This is a genomic window from Myxococcus sp. AS-1-15, assembly GCF_020037055.1.
GTDB lineage: Bacteria > Myxococcota > Myxococcia > Myxococcales > Myxococcaceae > Myxococcus > Myxococcus fulvus.
This window is the reverse complement of the sequence record NZ_JAIQDF010000016.1, coordinates 197,200-215,997: the sequence shown is the minus strand read 5'-3', so window position 1 is coordinate 215,997 and position 18,798 is coordinate 197,200. Positions and strand designations below refer to the sequence as shown.

Genomic DNA, 18,798 nt, shown 5'->3' with positions numbered 1-18,798 from the left:
CCCGCCTGAATGCGCACGGCGGCGCTCGCCCTAAGTCCACCGGACGACACACGTCCGTGGCAGGGGGCCTGTCAGCGCTCCTCCGGATGCCTATTCCTTCGAGTCCGACGGGGTTGGCGGGAGGCGGAGGAGCAACACGGTGGCCCGGAAAAGCGTGTCGAGCGTCGTACTGGCGTGTGTCGTGAGTCTGCTGGTGGCCTGCGGGGGCGACAGTCCCCCCGGTCCCGAGGGTCAGCCGCCCGACCGGGCGCCCTCGGGTGACCCCGACGCGGGTCCCCCCACCGGACAGCCCGGCCCGGATGCGGGCGTGCCCGACGCCGGCGAGCCTCCTGCTCCCGACGCGGGCACACCCGACGCCGGCCCCGCGCCCACCGTCTGCGCACCCACCGCGGGCGAGGCGAAGTGGGTCACCGAGGGACAACAGGTCACCGCCACCGTGACGTGCTCCACCGGCCACACCGGGGCCGCCGTGCGCTTCACCGTGGACAACCTGCCCACCGGCGCCACCTTCGACGAGGCCACCGCCACCCTGCGCTGGACGACCGGCAAGGACCAGGCGGCCGTGTGGAACCTCGTGCTGCGCGAGCGCTCCACCAACGAGACGGGCACCCTCAAGGTCGGCGTCGCCGAGAACAACGGCGGCCCGGGCAACGTGGCCATCGTCGACCCCTCGAAGTACACCGAGGAGTACGGCCTGCCCGTCTTCCACCTCACCTACGAGCCGCCCCTCACGTCGGGCAGCTACAAGGGCGCCAGGCTCATCTACCGGGGCCGCACCTACCAGGTGGAGGCCAAGTACCGCGGCGCCACCTCCGGCGCCTTCCCCAAGCGCAGCTTCACCTTCAAGTTCCCCGACGAGGACCTCTTCGATGAGACCGTCTACGGCGACGGCTTCGTCGACAAGAAGCGCATCGCGCTCGTCACCACCTTCAATGACAACTCGTACGTGCGCACCCGGCTCGCGTTCGACCTGTGGAGCCGCATCTCTCCCGACAACATCCGCGTGCGCACCTACAGCGCCGTGCTGTACGCCAACAACCGCTACCTCGGCCTCTACACCGTGGCGGACCTGCCCCACAAACGGCTGATGGCCGACCACGGCCTGGACAAGGACTCCGACCTGTTCAAGGCCGTGGAGAACGACGCCAACTTCTCCCGCGTCCGCCGCGACGGCACGCCCAAGGCCTCCCTGCGCGAGGGCTTCGAGAAGAAGGTCGGCGAGCCTGAGATGGGCCAGCCCCACGCCTGGGACACCCTGGAGGCCTTCATCGGCTTCGTCGCGGACTCCGATGACGCCACCTTCCGCGCCCAGTTCCCCCAGCGCGCCAGCCTGAGGGACTACGAGAACTGGTGGATCTTCAACACGCTCATCCACGGCACGGACTCGCACTCGAAGAACGCCTATCACGCGTATGACCCGAACACGCAGGGCCCCTGGCGCTTCATCCCGTGGGATCTGGACGCGAGCTTCGGGCAGAACTTCGACACCACGCGCACGTCGCCGACCACGCGCTCCAACTTCGCCAACACCAACCGCATCTTCGCGCGCCTGCTCGCGGACCCGACGTTCTCCGGGCCCATGCGCGAGCGCTACCGCGCCCTCCTGAAGAACGAGGTGAAGCTGGAGACGGTGCTCGCCCTCATCGACGTCTACGAGCGCGAGACCTCCGCGGTGGCGAAGCGCGACTGGGCCAAGTGGGAGCTGGAGTACCGGGCCCTGGGCGCGCCCGGCACCGTGGGCGAGGGCAACTTCCCCAACTGGTACCAGCGCACCGACTTCAACACCTACGAGCAGGAGCTGGAGTACGTGCGCCAGTGGGTCCGCACCCGCTGGCCCGCCCTCCAGTCCCAGCTCCCCTGACACCCTTTCTCGGGCCGGCGCGGCCTAGAACTGCGCCGAGCCCGGCACGCGCGGGTACGGAATGGCGTCGCGGATGTTCTGCAGGCCGCACATGTAGACGATGAGCCGCTCGAACCCGAGCCCGAAGCCCGCGTGCGGCACCGTGCCGTAGCGGCGCAAGTCGCGGTACCACTCGTAGTGCGACGGCTCCAGGCCGAAGCGCTTCATGCGCGCATCCAGCACGTCCAGCCGCTCCTCGCGCTGGCTGCCGCCGATGATTTCGCCGATGCCCGGGGCCAGCACGTCCATGGCCGCCACCGTCTTCCCGTCCTCGTTGATGCGCATGTAGAAGGCCTTGATGGCCTCCGGGTAGTTCATCACGACGACGGGCCGGCCCACGTGCTCCTCGGACAGGTAGCGCTCGTGCTCCGTCTGCAGGTCCTTGCCCCACTCCGGCGCGTACTCGAACTTCTTCTTCGCCTTCTTGAGGATCTCAATCGCGTCCGTGTAGTCGATGCGCTCGAAGCTCGAGTGGATGAACTTCTCCAGCCGCTCCGTGACGCCCTTCTGCACGCGCTCCTCGAAGAACTTGAAGTCCGGGCCGCAGTCCTCCAGCACCGCCTTGAAGACATACTTGAGGAAGCGCTCGGCCAGGTCCGCGTCCGCGTTGAGGTCCGCGAAGGCGATCTCCGGCTCGATCATCCAGAACTCGGCCAGGTGGCGCGTGGTGTTGGAGTTCTCCGCGCGGAACGTGGGGCCGAAGGTGTACACCTTCGACATGGCCATGGCGTAGGCCTCCACGTTGAGCTGGCCGGAGACGGTGAGGTACGCCTCCTTGCCGAAGAAGTCCTTGTGCCAGTCGATCTTCCCCTCGGGCGTGCGCGGCGGGTTGACGGCGTCCAGCGTGGACACGCGGAACATCTGCCCGGCGCCCTCCGCGTCGCTCGCGGTGATGATGGGCGTGTTGACCCAGAAGAAGCCCTCCTGGTCGAAGAATCGGTGCACCGCCTGCGCCGCGCGGTGACGCACGCGCGTAATCGAGCTGAACGTGTTGGTGCGGACGCGCAGGTGCGCCACTTCGCGCAGGAACTCCAGCGTGTGCTGCTTGGGCTGGATGGGGTACGTGTCCGGGTCGTCCACCAGGCCCAGCACCTGGACCTCGTCCGCCTGGACCTCGAAGGCCTGCCCCTTGCCCTGGGACTTCACCAGCGTGCCGCGGCAGACGACGGAGGCGCCCGCGGTGAGGCGGAGGACCTCCTTCTCGTAGTTGGGCAGCGAATTGGGGGCGACCACCTGGAGGGGGTCGAACACCGAGCCATCGCTCACGTTGACGAAGCTGATGCCCGCCTTCGAGTCGCGCCGGGTGCGCACCCAGCCACGGACCTCCACCTTCGTCCCTGCCTCCACCGCGCCGGCGAGGACCTGCTTCACACTGACGACCTGCATTGACGCTCTCCCTTGAGCGGAGTCTGGGCCGGGAGTTAGCCGGCCCCCGGCCCCGACCACAAGCCCGGCGTGGCTTCTTGGGGCCCCCAACAGCCCTTTCCCGGCCCCCGGAAGCACGCCTGGAGCCCGGCCAGCCGTGTCAGACCCTCCAGGTACTCTTTTCACATGGTCGCCCGAGAAGGGGACCAGAAACCCCACGAAACCCTCACGCCATTCGCGAGCCAACGCGGCCCGCCTGGCCGTGCCCTACCTGGAGAGTCACATGGCTTCCACCCAGTCCAAGTCCCGCAAGTCCGCCTCCCGCAACCGCTCCTCGGAGTCCACCAAGGCGGCCTTCGAGGACCTGGCTCGCAAGGCGCGCAACAAGCCCGTCGTCCCGGCCAAGGAGCAGGAGGCCCGTGACGCGCACGCGCGCGGCGTGCTCGCGGACGTGTCCAACCTGTCGGCCGAGTCCGCGGTGAAGAAGGTCACCGAGGCGGGGCTCACCATCGGCAAGACGCTGGCGGGCATCAACGAGCAGGTCATTGCGCTGGTGGAGGAGATGAAGCAGCTGGACGAGGCCATCCGCCTGAAGACGGAGGAGCTGACGGAGCTGCATGGCAAGGACGTGGCGGCCAGCGCCGTGGACGTGCTGGTGGCCGAGTACGACGTGCGCAAGGCGAAGCTCCAGGAGGAGATGGAGCAGCTCCAGAAGGACATCGCGGAGACGCGTGAGCGGGCGGCCTCGGAGCTGGCCACGGAGAAGGCGGCGGCGGAGCTTTCGCGCACGCGCGCCGAGGAGCAGTACGCCTACGACGTGCAGGTGCAGCGCAAGAAGGAGCAGGACGCGTTCGCCGAAGGGCTGCGCGTGCAGGCCGCCTCGGAGAGGGACCGCAAGGAGAAGCTGGAGAAGGACTGGGCCGGCCGCGAGGAGCAGCTGAAGCTGCGGGAGAAGGAGCTGGAGGACCTGCGAAAGCAGGTGGCCGAGTTCCCCGCGCAGCTGAAGAAGGAGGCGGACACGGCCGCGGCGATTGCCGGCAACCGCGTCAAGGCGGACTGGGAGCTGAAGCTGACGCTCGCCAACAAGGACGCGGAGACGGCGCAGAAGGTGGCCAGCATGGAGATTGCGTCCCTCAAGGAGACCAGCACGAAGCAGGCCCAGGCCCTCCAGACGCTCCAGACGGAGCTGGCCGAGGCCAAGCGCCAGGTGCAGGCCATCGCGGAGAAGGCGCTCGAGTCCGCCTCCGGCGCTCGCGCCCTCGCCGAGGTGCAGGGCGTCATCGCCAGCCGCGAGTTCGGCAAGGCGAAGTAGTCCCGCCCCGCTCCCGCGTCCCACCCGGCCCGCTCGCGATGGACTCACGCGAGCGGGCCGCCGTCCGCGCGGGGGGAGCTACCAGACCTGCACGGGCGCCTCGCGGAAGCCCGCCATGCCGGTGCCCAGCTGGCCCTGGCTGCCGTTGCCCCAGGCCCAGACGCCGCGGTCCGCGAGCACGGCGAGCGAGTGCTCCCCGCCGCCCGACACCGCCACCGCGCCGGTGAGCCCGAGCACCTGCGCGGGCAGCTTCTGCCAGTTCGACTTCACGCCGTTGCCCACCTGGCCATGCTGGTTGCGGCCCCAGCCCCAGACCTTGCCGCCGGTGGTCACCGCGAGGCTGTGGTGCTCGCCGGCGCCCACCGCGGTGACGCCCGTCAGGGTGTTCACCAGGATGGGCGCGAGCCGCCGCGTCTGGGTGTTGTCCCCCAGCTCGCCATAGGTATTGGAGCCCCACGCCCAGAGCGTCGCGTCCGCCTTGAGCGCGAGCGCGTGCGTGCGCCCGGCCGCCACCGCGGTGACGCCCGTGAGGCCGGTGAGTTCCACCGGCTCCAGCCTGCGCTGGGTGGAGTTGTCCCCCAGCTGTCCCAGGCCATTGGCGCCCCAGGACCACACCGTGCCGTCGTGCTTGAGCGCCAGCGAGAAGCCCTCGCCGGCGGCGATGGCCGCCACGCCCGACAGGTTCAGCACGCGCACGGGGAGCCGCCGGGACACCGTCGTCCCATCGCCGAGCTGGCCCTGGAGGTTGGAGCCCCAGGCCACCACCGTGCCGTCGCCATGCAGCGCCAGCGAGTGACGGCCGCCCACCGCGATGGACAGCACGCCCGCGAGCGACGGCAGCTGCGCGGCCTGCATGCGGGGCGTCGTCGTGCCATCCCCCAATTCGCCCTCCAGGTTCGCGCCCCAGGCGTAGACGTGGCCATCGGTCTTCAGCGCGAGCGCGTGCCCCGGGCCCGCGGCGATGGCCCGGACCTCCGTCAGCCCCATCGCGGCCACGGGGTCCGCGCGCGTCAGCAGGCTGCCGTCACCCAGCTGCCCGGAGTCGTTGGCGCCGGTGCCCTGCACGCTGCCATCCAGCGCGACGACCAGCGAGTGGCGGGACGCGGCGGCCACGCCTCGCGAGGCCACCAGCCCCGAGCGGGTCGGCGTCAGCTGCCAGTCCACCGCGCCGATGCCCAGCTGCCCGTCGCCATTGCCGCCCCAGGCCCAGAGCGTGCCGTCCTCCTTGAGCGCCAGGGTGTGCGAGGCCCCCGAGGACAGCGTCCTCACGCCCGCCAGCGAGGGCACCTGCACGGGCGCCACGCGCGGAGCGGACAGGCCCGCGCCCAGCTGGCCCAGGGGATTGCTCCCCCACCCCCACACGCCGCCGTCCTGCTTGAGCACCAGCGCCTGGCGCGGCCCCACGGCGAGCGACACCACGCCGGTGAGCCCCGTCACCTGGGCGGGCGTCATCCGCGCGAGGAGCCCCCCATCCCCCAGCTGCCCCTGGTCATTGCTCCCCCAGGCCCAGACAGTGCCATCCGCGCGCAGCGCCATCGAGTGACAGAGCCCCGCGCCCACCGCCACCACGTCCGTCAGCCCCGGCACCTGGCGCGGCGCGCGCACCGCCAGCGCCTCGCCCCCCGGGTCCTCGCACGTGTCCTGCCGGCCCCAGACCCAGACGGTGCCGTCCGACTTCAAGGCGAGCGAGTGCTCCAGGCCCGCGGCCACGGAGACGACGCCGTCCAGGTCCGGCACGCGGGTGGGCGTGGTCCGCGTCGGCGTGACGTCGCTGCCGTCGCCCAGCTGCCCCACGCTGTTGTCCCCCCACGCGAAGACGGTTCCATCCACGCCCAGCGCCAGCGAGTGGTACGCCCCCGCCGCCACCGCCGAGGCCACCAGGGTGCCCTGCCCCACCCGCACCGGCTGCGAGCGATTGACGAGGCTCCCGTCCCCGACGGCGCCCCAGCCGTTCGCGCCCCAGCCGAACACCGCGCCGTCCTCCTTCAGCGCCAGCGAGTGGAACGCCCCGGCGGCGACGGACGCCACCTGCGTGAGCGTCCCCACGCGCACCGGCAACCGACGCGACACATTCGTCCCGTCGCCGAGCTGGGCCTGGGTGTTGTTCCCCCATCCCCACGCGGTGCCATCCCCCTTGACGGCGAGCGAGTAGCCCTCCCCCGCGGACGCGCCCGCGCGCTCCAGCAGCCCGCGCGCCAGCGTGGGCACCAGCTTCATCAGGTACGTCCCATCACCGCACTGCCCATCGGAGTTGGAGCCCCACGTCCACACCTCGCCGCTCGCCTTCACCGCCACCGAGTGCTGCCCTCCGCCCGCGGACACGCCCAGCACGCCCGTCAGCCCCGGCACCTGGAACGGCGACAGCCGCTGCGTCTGCGTCCCATCCCCCAGCTGCGCGCGGATGTTGCTGCCCCACGCCCACACCGTCCCGTCCGCCTTCAGCGCCACCGAGTGCTGCCCGCCCCCCACCACCGCGGCCACGCTGGTGAGGCCCGGCACCTGCACCGGAACCAGGCTCGCGGTGGTGTTCCCCAGGCCCAGCTGGCCATCGTCGTTCTTCCCCCAGCCCCACACGGTGCCGTCCGTCTTCAGCACCATCGAATGCGAGCCTCCACCCGACAGCCCGGACACCATGCCCGTCATGCTCGCCAGCGCGCCCGGGAGCGAGCGGGGCGTCTGGTTGCCCGTGCCGAGCTGCCCGTCGGCGTTGCCACCCCACGTCCACAGCCGCCCATCCGCCGTCAGCGCCAGCGAGTGCACGTTGCCCGCGGCGATGGCCACCGCGCCCGGCAGCCCCTGCACCTGCACGGGCGACAGCTTGCGCACCGTCGTTCCATCGCCGAGCTGCCCCGTCGCGTTGAGCCCCCACGCCCACACGGTGCCGTCCGACTTGAGCACCATCGAGTGGGTGAAGCCGGCGGCGATGGCCACCACGTTCGTCAGGTTCGGGATTCGCGCGGGCACCGGGCGCGACGTCGTCGTGCCGTCGCCCAGCTGGCCGTTGTTGTTCCAGCCCCAGGACCACACCGTGCCGTCCACGCCCAGCGCGAGCGAGTGCTGCTCCCCCACGCCAATGGCGCGGATGCTCGACAGGCGCCAGACGCGCGAGGGCATCGGGTTGGGGCGGGTCGAGTTGTTGCCGAGCTGGCCGAAGGTGTTGCCACCCCATGCCCACACGGTGCCGTCCGTCCTCAACACCAGCGTGTGATGCCGTCCCGCCAGCACCGAGCCCTGACGGGAGGCGCCCTCCCTGGCGCGCACGGTGCCCAGCTCGCCGGTGAAGGACGACGCCCCGGGCTCGACACAGCCCGCCCACCACAACAGGCACAGCAGCAACCCAGACACACGCCTCGCGACACGTTCCATGGGACACCCCCGTTCCAGACTGCCCGACGACGTACTCGCTGCATCCGGGCCCACCGGGGCGCGGAGTTCTCGAGGGAGGGCGCGTAGGACGCCCTCCCGTTTCGCGTGAGGCACGGCGCGCTACCAGACCTTCCCGGGGGAGGCCCGAACCGTCGACAGGCCCGTGCCCAGCTGTCCCTGGGCGCTGTCGCCCCAGGCCCACACACCTCCCGCGCGCAGCGAGCGCGCATGGCCCGCCGCGAGCGCGCCCACCTGCGTCAGCCCCACCGCATGCACCGGCGCCCACCGCGACGCCGTCGTGCCGTCACCCAGCTGACTGGCGCCGTTGTCTCCCCAGCCCCACGCCGTGCCATCCGCGCGCATCGCCAGCGTGTGATGCCGCCCCGCCAGCACCGTCCCCTGTCGGGCCACCCCCTCCACCGCCTGGGCACCGGCGCCCAGGCGCCCCTCCTCGCTCGCGGCCCCCCGCTCCGAGCAGGCGCCCAGCAGCGCCACGCACAGCAAGGCGCACCCCGCCAGCAGCCCCGACACACGTCTCCCGATGAGTTGCATGACTCCCCCTTTTCCAGACGACGTCTCACGCAATGCCTGTCATGGGCCCCGTCCCGACATGGACGCGCCCCGCCAGGGCAAGACGGGCTCGGCGGAATCTCGTGGCGCACGGCGCATGTTTCCCCCCTCGGAACGATGCGGGCCCCAGAGAATCACCAGACACGCATGCGGAACAAGCCATTGCCCAGGACACCCTCGTCCCGGCCGCCCTCCCAGGTTGTCATTCCCAGGGCCGGGCCCCCGGACGGCGACTGTCTCCAGGTCACCGTGGACCTCCCCGGTGGCAGGCGCGGCGCGGCGCGGACGGCGTACGATGGCGCCATGACCGGCAGCCCTCCGTCCCCGGCGACTCGACGTGTTCCCGCCCCCGGGCTCTGGCTGGAGGGCTTCGGCCTGACGCCCGTGGCCGGCGGCGCGCTGCTCACCGGCGGACAGGGCTGGCACGCAGAAGGGGGCGGCTCCACGCCCAGGACCTCCGCCAGCGCCTTCCTCTGGGACACCCTCCGTCAGGAATGGCGGGAGGCAGCGCCCCTGCCGGAGCCCCGGCACGACCACGCGGCGGTGGCGCTCCCGGACGGGCGCGTGCTGCTCGTGGGCGGCCGCGACAATGCCCACCCGGACCTGGCCAGCACCGTGGTCTGGGAGCCGGACGCGCTGCGCTTCGTCCCCGGTCCTTCCATGCGGGCTTCGCGCTCACACCCCGTTGCGCTGGTGCTCGAGGACGGGGCGGTGCTGGTGCTGGGCTCGGACCACGACGACGACCTCGAGCGCGGAACGCGCGCGGAGCTGCTGCGGCCCGGCGCGGCGGAGTGGGAGCCCGCGGGCCAGACGGTCCGCATCTTCCACATCGGCCCGGTCTGCGTGAGCCGGGGCCGCGTCGTCATCGCCGGGGGGCGCGACAACGGCTTCGGCTTCGCCATCGTCGAAGGCCAGCACCTGGCCCCGCCGCTCGACATGAGCACCGAGGTCTACGAGCCGGCCACCCGCACCTGGAGGACTGCGCCCCATCCGCTCACCGCGTCGCGCGACGACGCCGCCGGCGTCACGCTCGCCGACGGTCGCATCCTCGTGGTGGGCGGCTGGCACCAGGGCACGCTGCTCACGAGCGCCGAGCTCTTCGACCCCGCCACCGAGCAGTGGAGCGCCACCGCGCCGCTCGCCCTGGGCCGCTCCAGCTTCGCGCTCACCGCGCTGCCGGACGGACGCGCCGCCGTGTCCGGAGGCCTGGAGTCGACGACGTACGGCGCCACCCCCGACGTGGAGCTGTGGAACCCGGCCACGGGCCTGTGGAGCCCGGGGACACCGCTGGCCCTCGGCCGCGCGGGCCACCGCGTCGCGCCCCTGGGCGATGGCGCCTACCTGGTGGTGGGCACCACCCGCGCCGCGCCGGACAGCCCGCCGGAGACGACCTCCGAGGTCTGGCGCCCCTGAGAGCCGCGCAACCCCCTACCCCACGAGGAGCGAGCGAAGGATGGACAACCAGGAGCTCTCCCGCATCCCGGGCGTCAACCCCCACGTGCCCGACGCGGCCCGCATCTACGACTACACGCTGGGCGGCACCCACCACTTCGAGGTGGACCGACAGGCCGCCGAGTTCATGTTCTCGCTGGTGCCCTCCACCCGGAAGTGGCTGCGCATGCTCCGAAGCTGCCTGCGCACCGCCGCGCTGCGCCTGTCCGCGGACGGCTTCGACGACTGGGTGGACTTCGCTTCGGGCCTGCCGACGAGCGACCACATCCACTCGGTGCTGCCCGACGCCAAGGTGCTCTACACCGACATCAACCCGCTCACCATCGCCACCGGCAAGCACCTGCTCGGCGACAATCCGCGCACGCGCTACATGGAATGCGACATCCGCTCCGCGGGCGACTTCCTGCGGCGGCCCGACGTGCGCGCGTTCCTGGATGGCGAGCGGCGCGTGGCCTTCGGCGCCAATGGCATCACCGTGTTCCTCTCCTCGGAGGAGAACCGGAGGTTCTTCAAGGATTTGTATGACTGGGCCGCGCCCGGCTCGAAGCTCTTCGCCACCTTCGAGACGAAGGCGCCCGGGCTGAGCACGCCGAAGTGGGAGCAGTTCGTCGGCATGTTCCAGAAGATGGGCGAGTCCTTCCAGCTCTACTCGCTGCGCGAGTACCTGGACCTGTGCGGCCCCTGGTCTCCCGGGCCCGGAGGGGTGATGACGGTGCGGGAGTTCCTGGGCCTGCCCGTGGGCCACATCACCGAGGAGGACCGCGAGGGCGTGGGCATCGAGTTCTACGCCGTCATCCTCGAGAAGCACTGAGCAGGCGGCCACACCAGCCGCCCTCCTCCACGCCCGCCCCCCGAGCGGGCGCGTCAAGGCCAGCGTCGGGTGTCGCACCGTGCCTCCTGCCTCGCCGTCGCCGAGTGCCTACCGTGTCGAGCAAGCGACGATACGCACGGTCAGGAGGAATTCATGTTCCAGTCGACGAGGAAGCATCGGGTTCTGGCGGGAGTGGTGTTGGGGACGGCGCTGGTGCTCGGCGGGTGCAGCTCATCCAAGTCCGCGAAGAAGCAGGTGGACGAGTCCTGGCTGGCGCGCGTCCCCGAGAGCCAGCTCGGCGACGTCCGCAACGCCCAGTCCGAGCGCACCAAGGCCCAGGACGAGGTCACCCGCGCCGACGTGGCGGTGAAGGACGCCGAGCGCGCGGTGGAGGTCTCCCGGCGCAACGAGGAGGCGGCCAAGCTCTCCCACGAGGCGAACCAGACGGCGCTCGAGGCCGCCCGCGCCACCGGTCAGCAAGCCAACATCACCCGGGCCCAGAAGGACCTGAGGACCACCGAGGCGAAGCTCCAGGCGGCCCGCGCCCAGACGGCCTGGCGCCAGCGCGCCGTGGAGACGCAGAAGGCCCGCAAGGACTTGCGCCAGGCGGAGCTGGAGCTGTCCGAGGCCCAGCTGCGCCAGGCGGAGCTGCAGGCGCTGAAGAACAGCGATGACGTGCGCGCCAAGGAGATGTCCGACGCCGAGTTCACCCGCGCGGTGGCCGACGCCCAGCGCAAGACGGAGGAGGCCCAGCGCCAGGTGGACGTGCGCCTGGGTGAGGAGCGCCAGGCCCGCGCCGACTTCGAGAAGGCCCGCGGCTCCTCGCAGGGCTACGGCGGCAGCGGCATGAACGACGACGAGTGAGTGGCGCCCTGATTCCAGGCCCGCGTCTTCCGGCGGCTACTTCGGCGGCCGGAAGACGTACTGGAAGATGGGCTCGTCCTTCGCGGGCGGGTACTGCGCGTCCAGGAAGGCGAAGTAGGCGTGGCCGGCGACGAGCGGGTCCTCCAGGCTGTCGTAGAGGACCTTCACCTGCGTGGCCTTGCCCGTCTCGTCCACCTGCACCTGGAGCTTCAGGTTGCCCTTGAGCTCCGGTGACTCCTTGAGCCGCTCCATGTAGATGGCGACCAGGCCCAGGGACACGCGGGCGTAGATTCTATCCGGCACCCCCTTGGCGGGCGTCGCGGGCAGCCGGAAGCGCCGCACCAGCTCGGCCGTCTCCGCCTCGGCCTCGGGCACCTTGCGCTCGGGCGCGGCGAGCGCGGCGCGGTAGGACACCAGGGCCTCCCGCCAGCGCTCCTGATTGAGACACAGCCGCGCGCGGCGCACGTGGATGTCCGAGCGCGCCGGCGCCCGCTCCGAGGCGCTCACCAGGAAGGCCTCGCTCGCGGCCGCATCCCCGCGCGCTTCGGCCAGCTCGGACAGCCGCAGCAGGGGCTCGGGGTCCTTGAGCTCCACCTCGATGAGCCGCGCGAGCGCCTTCTCCTCGTCCGCCGCGCGCCCCAGCTCCGCGTACACGCGCGCGCGCAGCGCCAGGGGCGCCACGTCCGCGCCGCCCAGCTCCACGTAGCGCTCCAGCGAGCGCGCGGCCTTGTCCTTCTCCGACGCGGACAGCCACAGCTCCGCCTGGAGCCGGTGCGCCTCGCGGTCCGCGGGCTTGAGCGCGACCAGCTTCTCGCCCGCCGTCGCGGCCGCGCGCACGTCCTTGGCCGCCTGGGCCAGCGAGGCGAGCTTGCGCAGGGCCTCGGGCTGCTCCGGCCACGCCTCCACCGAGCGCGTCAGCTCCGCGCGGGCCTCGGCCTCGCGCCCCGGGCTCGCGGCCAGCAGCAGCCCCAGCGCCGTGCGGGCCTGGGGCGCGTCCAGCCTGGAGAGCGACTCGCGCAGCCGCGCCTCGGCCTCCGCGGGCTTGCCCTCCGCCTGGAGCAGCAGCCCCTCCCCCCACAGGGCGGGCGCGAAGTCGGGGGACACGCGCCGGGCGGCGGCCAGCGGCGCGCGCGCCTCCGACAGGAGCCCCCAGCGGATGTAGATGAGCCCCATGCCCAGGTGCGGCCAGGGGTTCTCCGGCTCCAGCGAGGACAGGGCCTTGAGCTCGTTCCAGCTGGTGTCCGCGGGGAACGCGAGCCAGGCGCGGTACACGCGCGGCATCACGCTCCTGGGCTGGGCGCGCGTCAGCTCCTCGAACTCGCTGTCGAGCACGCGCAGCGTCCCACGCACCCGCGCCGTCTCCACCCGCCGCAGCACGCCCATCACCTCGTCGGCGGGAGGCGGTGTGCTCCGCGCGCTCGCGGCCCCGGCCGGGACGGCCAGCACCAGCGACAGCAGCAGCGACAGACGGAAGAGGACGGAGGGCGCCATGAAGTCGGGCGCGAAGATACCAGACGGCCTCGCGTGAGCATCCCACTTGGGAGCACGGGCCTGCCTGCTTCCCCACCGGGCGGCGCGGTCATCCCGGCCCCAGGGCCTTGGGGACGACTCGCCCCCGGCGACAGCCGCCTCGCGGGAGCTTCTTCCGCGAGGCGGTGAGCCGCTCCGGGGCACTCGCGCCCGGAGCGGCCCGTCACGTCGGACGACTCAGCCGATCTCCGACTTGCACGTGGCGCTGCAGCCGTCGCCGCTGGTGGTGTTGCCGTCGTCGCACTCCTCGTTGGCCGGAGGCGCCGTCTGCGGGATGCCGTCGCCGCAGCGCGGACCCCAGACGCAGCCGGGCGCGCACTTGCCGTAGCCACCGGCGTTGACGAAGTCGTCGCACTCCTCGCCCTCGTCCACCTCGCCGTTGCCGCACGTGGCGTTGCACACCGTGCGACGGGTCTCGAAGTTGTTGAGCGTCAGCCGGTACGACGAGCCGGAGGTGTGGCGCTCGGCCTGGAACACCACGACCTCGTAGATGCCACCCACCGTCAGGCCCAGGGCCGCGGCCTGCTGCGACACCGTGACGGTGCCGTTCTCCGGACCGTGGACGCCGCCCAGGTCCAGCGCGAGCTTGCCGTTGATGAAGACCCACACGTCGTCGTCACCGCGGAACAGCAGCACCTCGGTGCCCTTGTACTGGAACCAGTACCGGACCTCGCTCGTGAAGCTGAAGTTGTGCTGCTGGGAGGGCTGTCCGTTGTCGCCGCGCAGCGGCTCCTTGCCCGCGGCCACCCAGCTGTCCGGGTGGTTCGTCAGCGGGAAGAACCGGTCGCTGTCGAACACGTACGAGCCACCCGCCTGGCGGTTGAGCTTGAGCGTCCCGACGATGGTCTTGTTGATGTTCGCGTGGTCCGTGTACCACTGGTGGAAGGCGGTCGCGCCGTGGGTGGTGGCGGACGACTGCCCCGTCTTGGCGTACTCCGGCTTGCCACCCGGGAACGTCTTGCCCGGGATGCCCTCCAGCGTCGTGGCCAGCTGCGCCTTCACGATGCCGCGCTCGCCGGCGTTCCCGTTCTCGAAGTCGATGTGGCCGCGCGGCAGCGCGCCATCCGCCGGCAGGTCATACCCGCGGAAGTCGCGGAAGACGGCGGACAGGTCGAGCGAGGCCGGGGGATCCGTCTGGACCACCTGGCACACGTAGCCCGTCTCCAGCTTGCACGTGGCCGAGCAGCCGTCGCCCGAGCGGGCGTTGCCGTCGTCGCACTCCTCGGAGGTGTCGTTGGGCAGGATGATGCCGTCGCCGCACGTCGCCTGGCACTGGCCGTTCTGGCACCGCGGCTCGCGCTTGCACGCCGCCGAGCAGCCATCGCCCATGTCCTTGTTGCCGTCGTCGCACTCCTCGGTGCCCTCGACGATGTTGTCGCCACAGGTCGTCTTCGAGCAGGCCGCGCCCACCGTCGGGCACTTCCAGCCCTCCTCCAGGCGGCACTCCGCGGTGCAACCATCACCGTTATTGGTGTTGCCGTCCTCGCACTCCTCCTCGCCCACCTTGAAGCCGTCGTTGCACTGCGCGGCGTGGCAGCGGCCACCCGCCGACGGGCAGTTCCAGCCCTGCTCCACGGTGCACGTCTCGCTGCAGCCGTCGCCGCTGGACACGTTGCGGTCGTCACACTGCTCGCCCGCCTCCACCTTGCCGTTGCCGCACCCGACCACCTTCACGCACGGCTCGCCCGGCGTGTTGCACGCCCAGCCCTCCTCGAGGGTGCACGTGGCCGAGCACCCGTCGCCGCTCACCTGGTTGCGGTCGTCGCACGTCTCCCCGGACTGGAGGGTGCCGTTGCCGCAGTTCTCGACGGGACACGTGCCTCCGTCACACGGCTGGGTGGGGCCGGCATCGTCATTGCCGCCACCGCCGCCATCCGGCTTGCCATCACCACCACCGCCTCCACATGAGGATGCGATCAACGAGAAGAGAAGAGAGGCGAGTACGAGACCCGCGAGGCGCTTTCCAGCAGAGGGGACGGTCACCATGACCCCCGATGCTGGAAGTGCGCGCGGTGCGTGTCAACGCGGTTGCGATTTCTCACTCCCGCACAGCGCGTGAAAATGCAGGAATTGCGCAGATGTGCAGGAAGAGCGGACTGAATCGCCTGATTTCGTGTCTCGGACACACATCCGCGTCCATGTCGCGATACAGGCCCCCACCGAGGGGAGGGCCTGTCTCAGCCATGTCTCAGCGCGCGGCGTTGCGGAGGTATTGCGCGTAGAAGCGCACGGCCTGGGCATGCGCCGTCACGGCGATGCGCTCGTCCTTGCCATGCACGCGCGCCAGGTCCTCGGCGCGCAGGTGCACGGGGAAGAAGCGGAAGACGTTGTCGCTCAGCCCCACGTAGTGGCGCGAGTCGGTGGCGGCGACGTTGAGGTAGGAGGACACCACCACCTCCGGGAACACCTGCCGCAGCGTGCGCTCCAGGTGGCTGAAGGCCTCCGTGTCCGTGCGCGACACGGGGGACGGCTCGCTCTGGAACGCCAGCGTGCCCAGCTCCACGCGCGAGTCATCCACCACCGAGCGCACGTGCGCGAGCACTCCGTCCACGCTGTCGCCAGGCAGGATGCGGAAGTTCACCACCGCGCGGGCGCTGGTGGGCAGCACGTTGTCGCGCACGCCGCCCTGGAACATCGTCACCGCGGTGGTGGTGCGCACCGCGGCGTTGGTGGTGGGCTTCTGGGTGAGCTGGCGCACCACGAGCGGCTCGGTGAGCCACAGGTTGGCGAAGAGCAGCCGCATGCCGAAGGGCATCTCCGGGCCCACGCGCAGGAACAGCTCGCGGCTGCCGCCCTCGAGCCGGGCGGGCATGGGCGAGTCCTCCACCTTCGCCACCGCGCGGGCCAACACCCCCACGGCGCTGCGCGGCGGCGGCATGGACGAGTGCCCTCCCTCCCCCTTCACCTTCAGCTCCACGCTGGTGAAGCCCTTCTCGGACGTGCCCACCAGCGCCACCGGGGCGCTCACCCCGGGCACCGTCCCGGACATGATGACGCCGCCCTCGTCGAGCACGGACTCCAGCCGCACGCCCCGCTCCTTCAAGAGCGCCGCGATGGCCACAGCGCCCTTCAGGCCCCCCACCTCCTCGTCCCCGCCGAACGCGAACATCACCGTGCGCCGGGGCTTCTCCCCCGCGGCGAGCAGCGCCTCCACCGCCTCCAACTGCGCCAGCACGCTGCTCTTGTCATCCAGCGCGCCGCGCCCCCACACGAACCCGTCCGCCACCACGCCGGCGAACGGCGGGTGCGCCCAGGACTCCTCCGTCCCGGGGGCCACCGGCACCACGTCCAGGTGCCCCACGAGCAACATGGGAGGAAGCGACGCGTCCGTCCCCGGCCACGTGTAGAGCAGCGAGTGCGTCCCCACTGGCTCGCGCTTCAGCTCCGCGTGCACGCGCGGGAAGTGCTCGGCCAGGTAGGCATGCAGCCCCGCGAAGGCCGCGTCCTCCGCGGGCACGCCCTCCGACGCCGCCACCGTCTTGAGCCGCAGCGCTCCGGCCAGGCGCGCCGCCGCGGCGTCCGCGTCCACCGTCAGGGGTTCCATCGCCGCCGGCGCCACCTGCCGCGAGGTGAAGGACAGCGTCCGCACCACCAGCACCAGGACGAGGACACTGGCCGCGAGGGCCATGGACAGGAGCAGTCGTTTCATGGATGGAAGCGGCCACCGTAGCAAAGGCCGCCTCCAACGACGCGGGAACGGCCCGCACCCTCCCTAGCGTTTTCCCAGAACCCGAGACAGACGCGACCACCTTGTCGCTCGTCGAGCAGATGCAGTATTGCCACACTATTTCAACGCAGGGATGTCGGACTTCCCCGTATTATCTGTGCCAGTTCGAAGAGGTGCGCAGGTGAAGACTCGACTCGTGACGCAGTGGTGGTGCCTTCTCGTAGCGGGGGTGCTGCTCGGGGGATGCGGAAAGGGTGAGGAGGGGCCGGGGCTGCCCGGGGCGCCCTCGGACGTGGAGGCGCAGGCGGCGGACGCCCAGGCGCTGGTGACGTGGACGCCGCCGACGAGCGATGGCGGCCACCCCCTGCTGTACTACGTGGTGCGGTGCGACCCGGCCTGCGGCGGCGCCATCGTCAGCGCGAGCGAGCGCCAGGCCACGGTGCTGGGGCTCAACAACGGCTTCAAGTACCTGTTCAAGGTCTCCGGGGTGAACGCGCGGGGCGAGGGCGACGCTTCCTTGCCGTCGGTGCCGGTGGTGCCCCAGCCGGGCATGTCCATCCCCAACCCCACGACGCCGGGTCAGCCGCGCTCGGTGAGGGCGACGCCGGGCAACGGCGCGGTGTTCGTCAGCTGGCTGGCGCCGGCGAGCTTCGGCGGACGCGCGCTCAAGCACTACCTCGTCACCGCCGAGCCCGGGGGACACTCGGTGACGGTGGACGTCAAGGCCGGGAGCGCGAACGTCCCGGGGCTGCCCAACGGCAAGCCGCACACCGTCACGGTGAGGGCCGTCAACGACGTGGGCGAGGGTCCGGGTGCGCAGGTCGGTCCGGTGACGCCCAAGCCCGGCGGCGCGCCGGCGAGCTGGGTGTCCGGCTACTACGTGGGCTACCAGCACCGCTCCTACCCGCCCGACTCGGTGGACTTCTCGGGGATGACGCACATCATGGTGGGCCGCGTGCGCCCCCGCTTCGACGGGACGCTGTTCACGGACTTCGACGTCTCCGACCTGGAGGGCCCCGCCATCGCCCGGACGCTGTCCGCCCGGGCGAAGGCCGCGGGGAAGATACCGCTGCTCATGATTGGTGGCTTCGGCGAGCACGACGGCTTCGTGCTGGCGTCCACGGGTGAGAGCCGCATCGTCTTCGTGCGCGAGCTGCTCAAGACGATGGATGAGCTGGGCTACATGGGGCTGGACCTGGACTGGGAGCCCATCAACCTGCCGCCCGCGGGCAACGACGGGGAGCTGCTCCTGGCGCTCATCGACGAGCTGCGCGCGGCCCGTCCGGACATCATCCTCACGGTGCCGGTGAACTGGCTCAACTCCAACTTCGGGATGCCGGAGCACGAGGCGAAGTTCATGAAGGAGCTGGGCTCCCGCGTCGACCAGCTCAACATCATGTCCTACAAGATGAGCGGCCACTGGGGCGGCTGGGAGAGCTGGCACTCCAGCCCCCTCTGGGACGAGGCGCAGAACCGCCCCAGCTCCGTCGCCAACTCCGTGGCGGGCTACATCCGGGCGGGCGTGCCGCGCGGACGGCTGGGCGTGGGCATCGGCTTCTTCGGCACGTGCTGGCAGGGCGTGACCCAGCCGCGCATCCCCCTGGACGGCCGGCCCGACGTCAACGAGGGCCAGAGCGACAACGCCATGAGCTACGCCAACATCGTGGACAAGTACCTCCAGGACCCGCTGATGAAGCGGCACTGGGACGAGCGCGCGGCCTCGCCCTACCTGTCCGCCTCCGACGTCACCGGCGCGGGCCACTGCAACTACGTCTCGTACGAGGACGGGCAGTCGGTCGCGGTGAAGGGCCAGTGGGCGCGCGACGAGGGACTGGGCGGCACCATCATCTGGACCATCAACCAGGGCCACCGCCCCCTGCAGCCCGCGGGCAAGAAGGATGAGCTGCTGCTCGAGGTGAAGCGCGCCTTCCTGGACCCGTGAGCCCCCAGGTGCGCGAGGC

At 71.4% G+C, this 18,798-nt stretch carries 12 protein-coding genes; 6 read left to right on the top strand and 6 right to left on the bottom strand.

Translation table 11 applies throughout. From position 1 onward, the window contains the following. The first annotated feature begins 139 nt into the window (after nt 1–139). Complete coding sequence (locus K8625_RS34635) at nt 140–1,861, top strand: CotH kinase family protein (RefSeq protein WP_223785092.1); 1,722 nt, start codon at nt 140–142, stop codon at nt 1,859–1,861. A gap of 24 nt (nt 1,862–1,885) precedes the next feature. On the opposite strand, the gene asnS is transcribed toward K8625_RS34635, so the two are convergent. Further along, nucleotides 1,886–3,286: an asparagine--tRNA ligase gene (asnS, locus tag K8625_RS34630; protein ID WP_223751270.1), complete on the bottom strand. Its 1,401-nt coding sequence runs from the start codon at nt 3,284–3,286 to the stop codon at nt 1,886–1,888. Between the two features lie 262 nt (nt 3,287–3,548). Between asnS and K8625_RS34625 the strand changes: the two genes are divergently transcribed. After that, nucleotides 3,549–4,577, top strand: coding sequence for a kinetoplast-associated protein (locus K8625_RS34625; protein WP_223785091.1), 1,029 nt, complete (start codon nt 3,549–3,551; stop codon nt 4,575–4,577). 78 nt (nt 4,578–4,655) lie between these two features. On the opposite strand, the gene K8625_RS34620 is transcribed toward K8625_RS34625, so the two are convergent. Continuing rightward, nucleotides 4,656–7,943 carry an RCC1 repeat-containing protein gene (locus K8625_RS34620; RefSeq protein WP_223785090.1) on the bottom strand — a complete coding sequence of 1,096 codons (3,288 nt, stop codon included), beginning with the start codon at nt 7,941–7,943 and terminating at the stop codon, nt 4,656–4,658. Nucleotides 7,944–8,063: 120 nt separating this feature from the next. After that, nucleotides 8,064–8,495, bottom strand: a complete 432-nt coding sequence (locus K8625_RS34615) for a hypothetical protein (protein ID WP_223785089.1) — start codon at nt 8,493–8,495, stop codon at nt 8,064–8,066. A 321-nt stretch (nt 8,496–8,816) separates the two neighbouring features. On the opposite strand from K8625_RS34615, the gene K8625_RS34610 reads away from it, so the two are divergent. From K8625_RS34610 to K8625_RS34600, 3 genes are all read left to right on the top strand, one after another. Further along, nucleotides 8,817–9,926 (top strand): kelch-like protein, encoded by a 1,110-nt coding sequence (locus tag K8625_RS34610; protein ID WP_223785088.1) that lies wholly within the window; start codon nt 8,817–8,819, stop codon nt 9,924–9,926. A gap of 40 nt (nt 9,927–9,966) precedes the next feature. Continuing rightward, complete coding sequence (locus K8625_RS34605) at nt 9,967–10,776, top strand: SAM-dependent methyltransferase (RefSeq protein WP_223785087.1); 810 nt, start codon at nt 9,967–9,969, stop codon at nt 10,774–10,776. A gap of 153 nt (nt 10,777–10,929) precedes the next feature. After that, nucleotides 10,930–11,640 (top strand): hypothetical protein, encoded by a 711-nt coding sequence (locus K8625_RS34600; protein WP_223785086.1) that lies wholly within the window; start codon nt 10,930–10,932, stop codon nt 11,638–11,640. Nucleotides 11,641–11,676: 36 nt separating this feature from the next. Here K8625_RS34600 and K8625_RS34595 read toward each other — a convergent pair whose 3' ends face one another. From K8625_RS34595 to K8625_RS34585, 3 genes are all read right to left on the bottom strand, one after another. Next, nucleotides 11,677–13,131: a hypothetical protein gene (locus tag K8625_RS34595; RefSeq protein WP_223785085.1), complete on the bottom strand. Its 1,455-nt coding sequence runs from the start codon at nt 13,129–13,131 to the stop codon at nt 11,677–11,679. Between the two features lie 216 nt (nt 13,132–13,347). Next, nucleotides 13,348–15,156 carry a DUF4215 domain-containing protein gene (locus K8625_RS34590; RefSeq protein WP_223751262.1) on the bottom strand — a complete coding sequence of 603 codons (1,809 nt, stop codon included), beginning with the start codon at nt 15,154–15,156 and terminating at the stop codon, nt 13,348–13,350. 202 nt (nt 15,157–15,358) lie between these two features. Continuing rightward, nucleotides 15,359–16,819, bottom strand: a complete 1,461-nt coding sequence (locus tag K8625_RS34585; RefSeq protein WP_223785084.1) for a M20 family peptidase — start codon at nt 16,817–16,819, stop codon at nt 15,359–15,361. Between the two features lie 199 nt (nt 16,820–17,018). Here K8625_RS34585 and K8625_RS34580 point away from each other — a divergent pair, with 199 nt between their 5' ends. Next, nucleotides 17,019–18,779 carry a glycosyl hydrolase family 18 protein gene (locus tag K8625_RS34580; protein ID WP_223785083.1) on the top strand — a complete coding sequence of 587 codons (1,761 nt, stop codon included), beginning with the start codon at nt 17,019–17,021 and terminating at the stop codon, nt 18,777–18,779. Nucleotides 18,780–18,798: the final 19 nt, after the last annotated feature.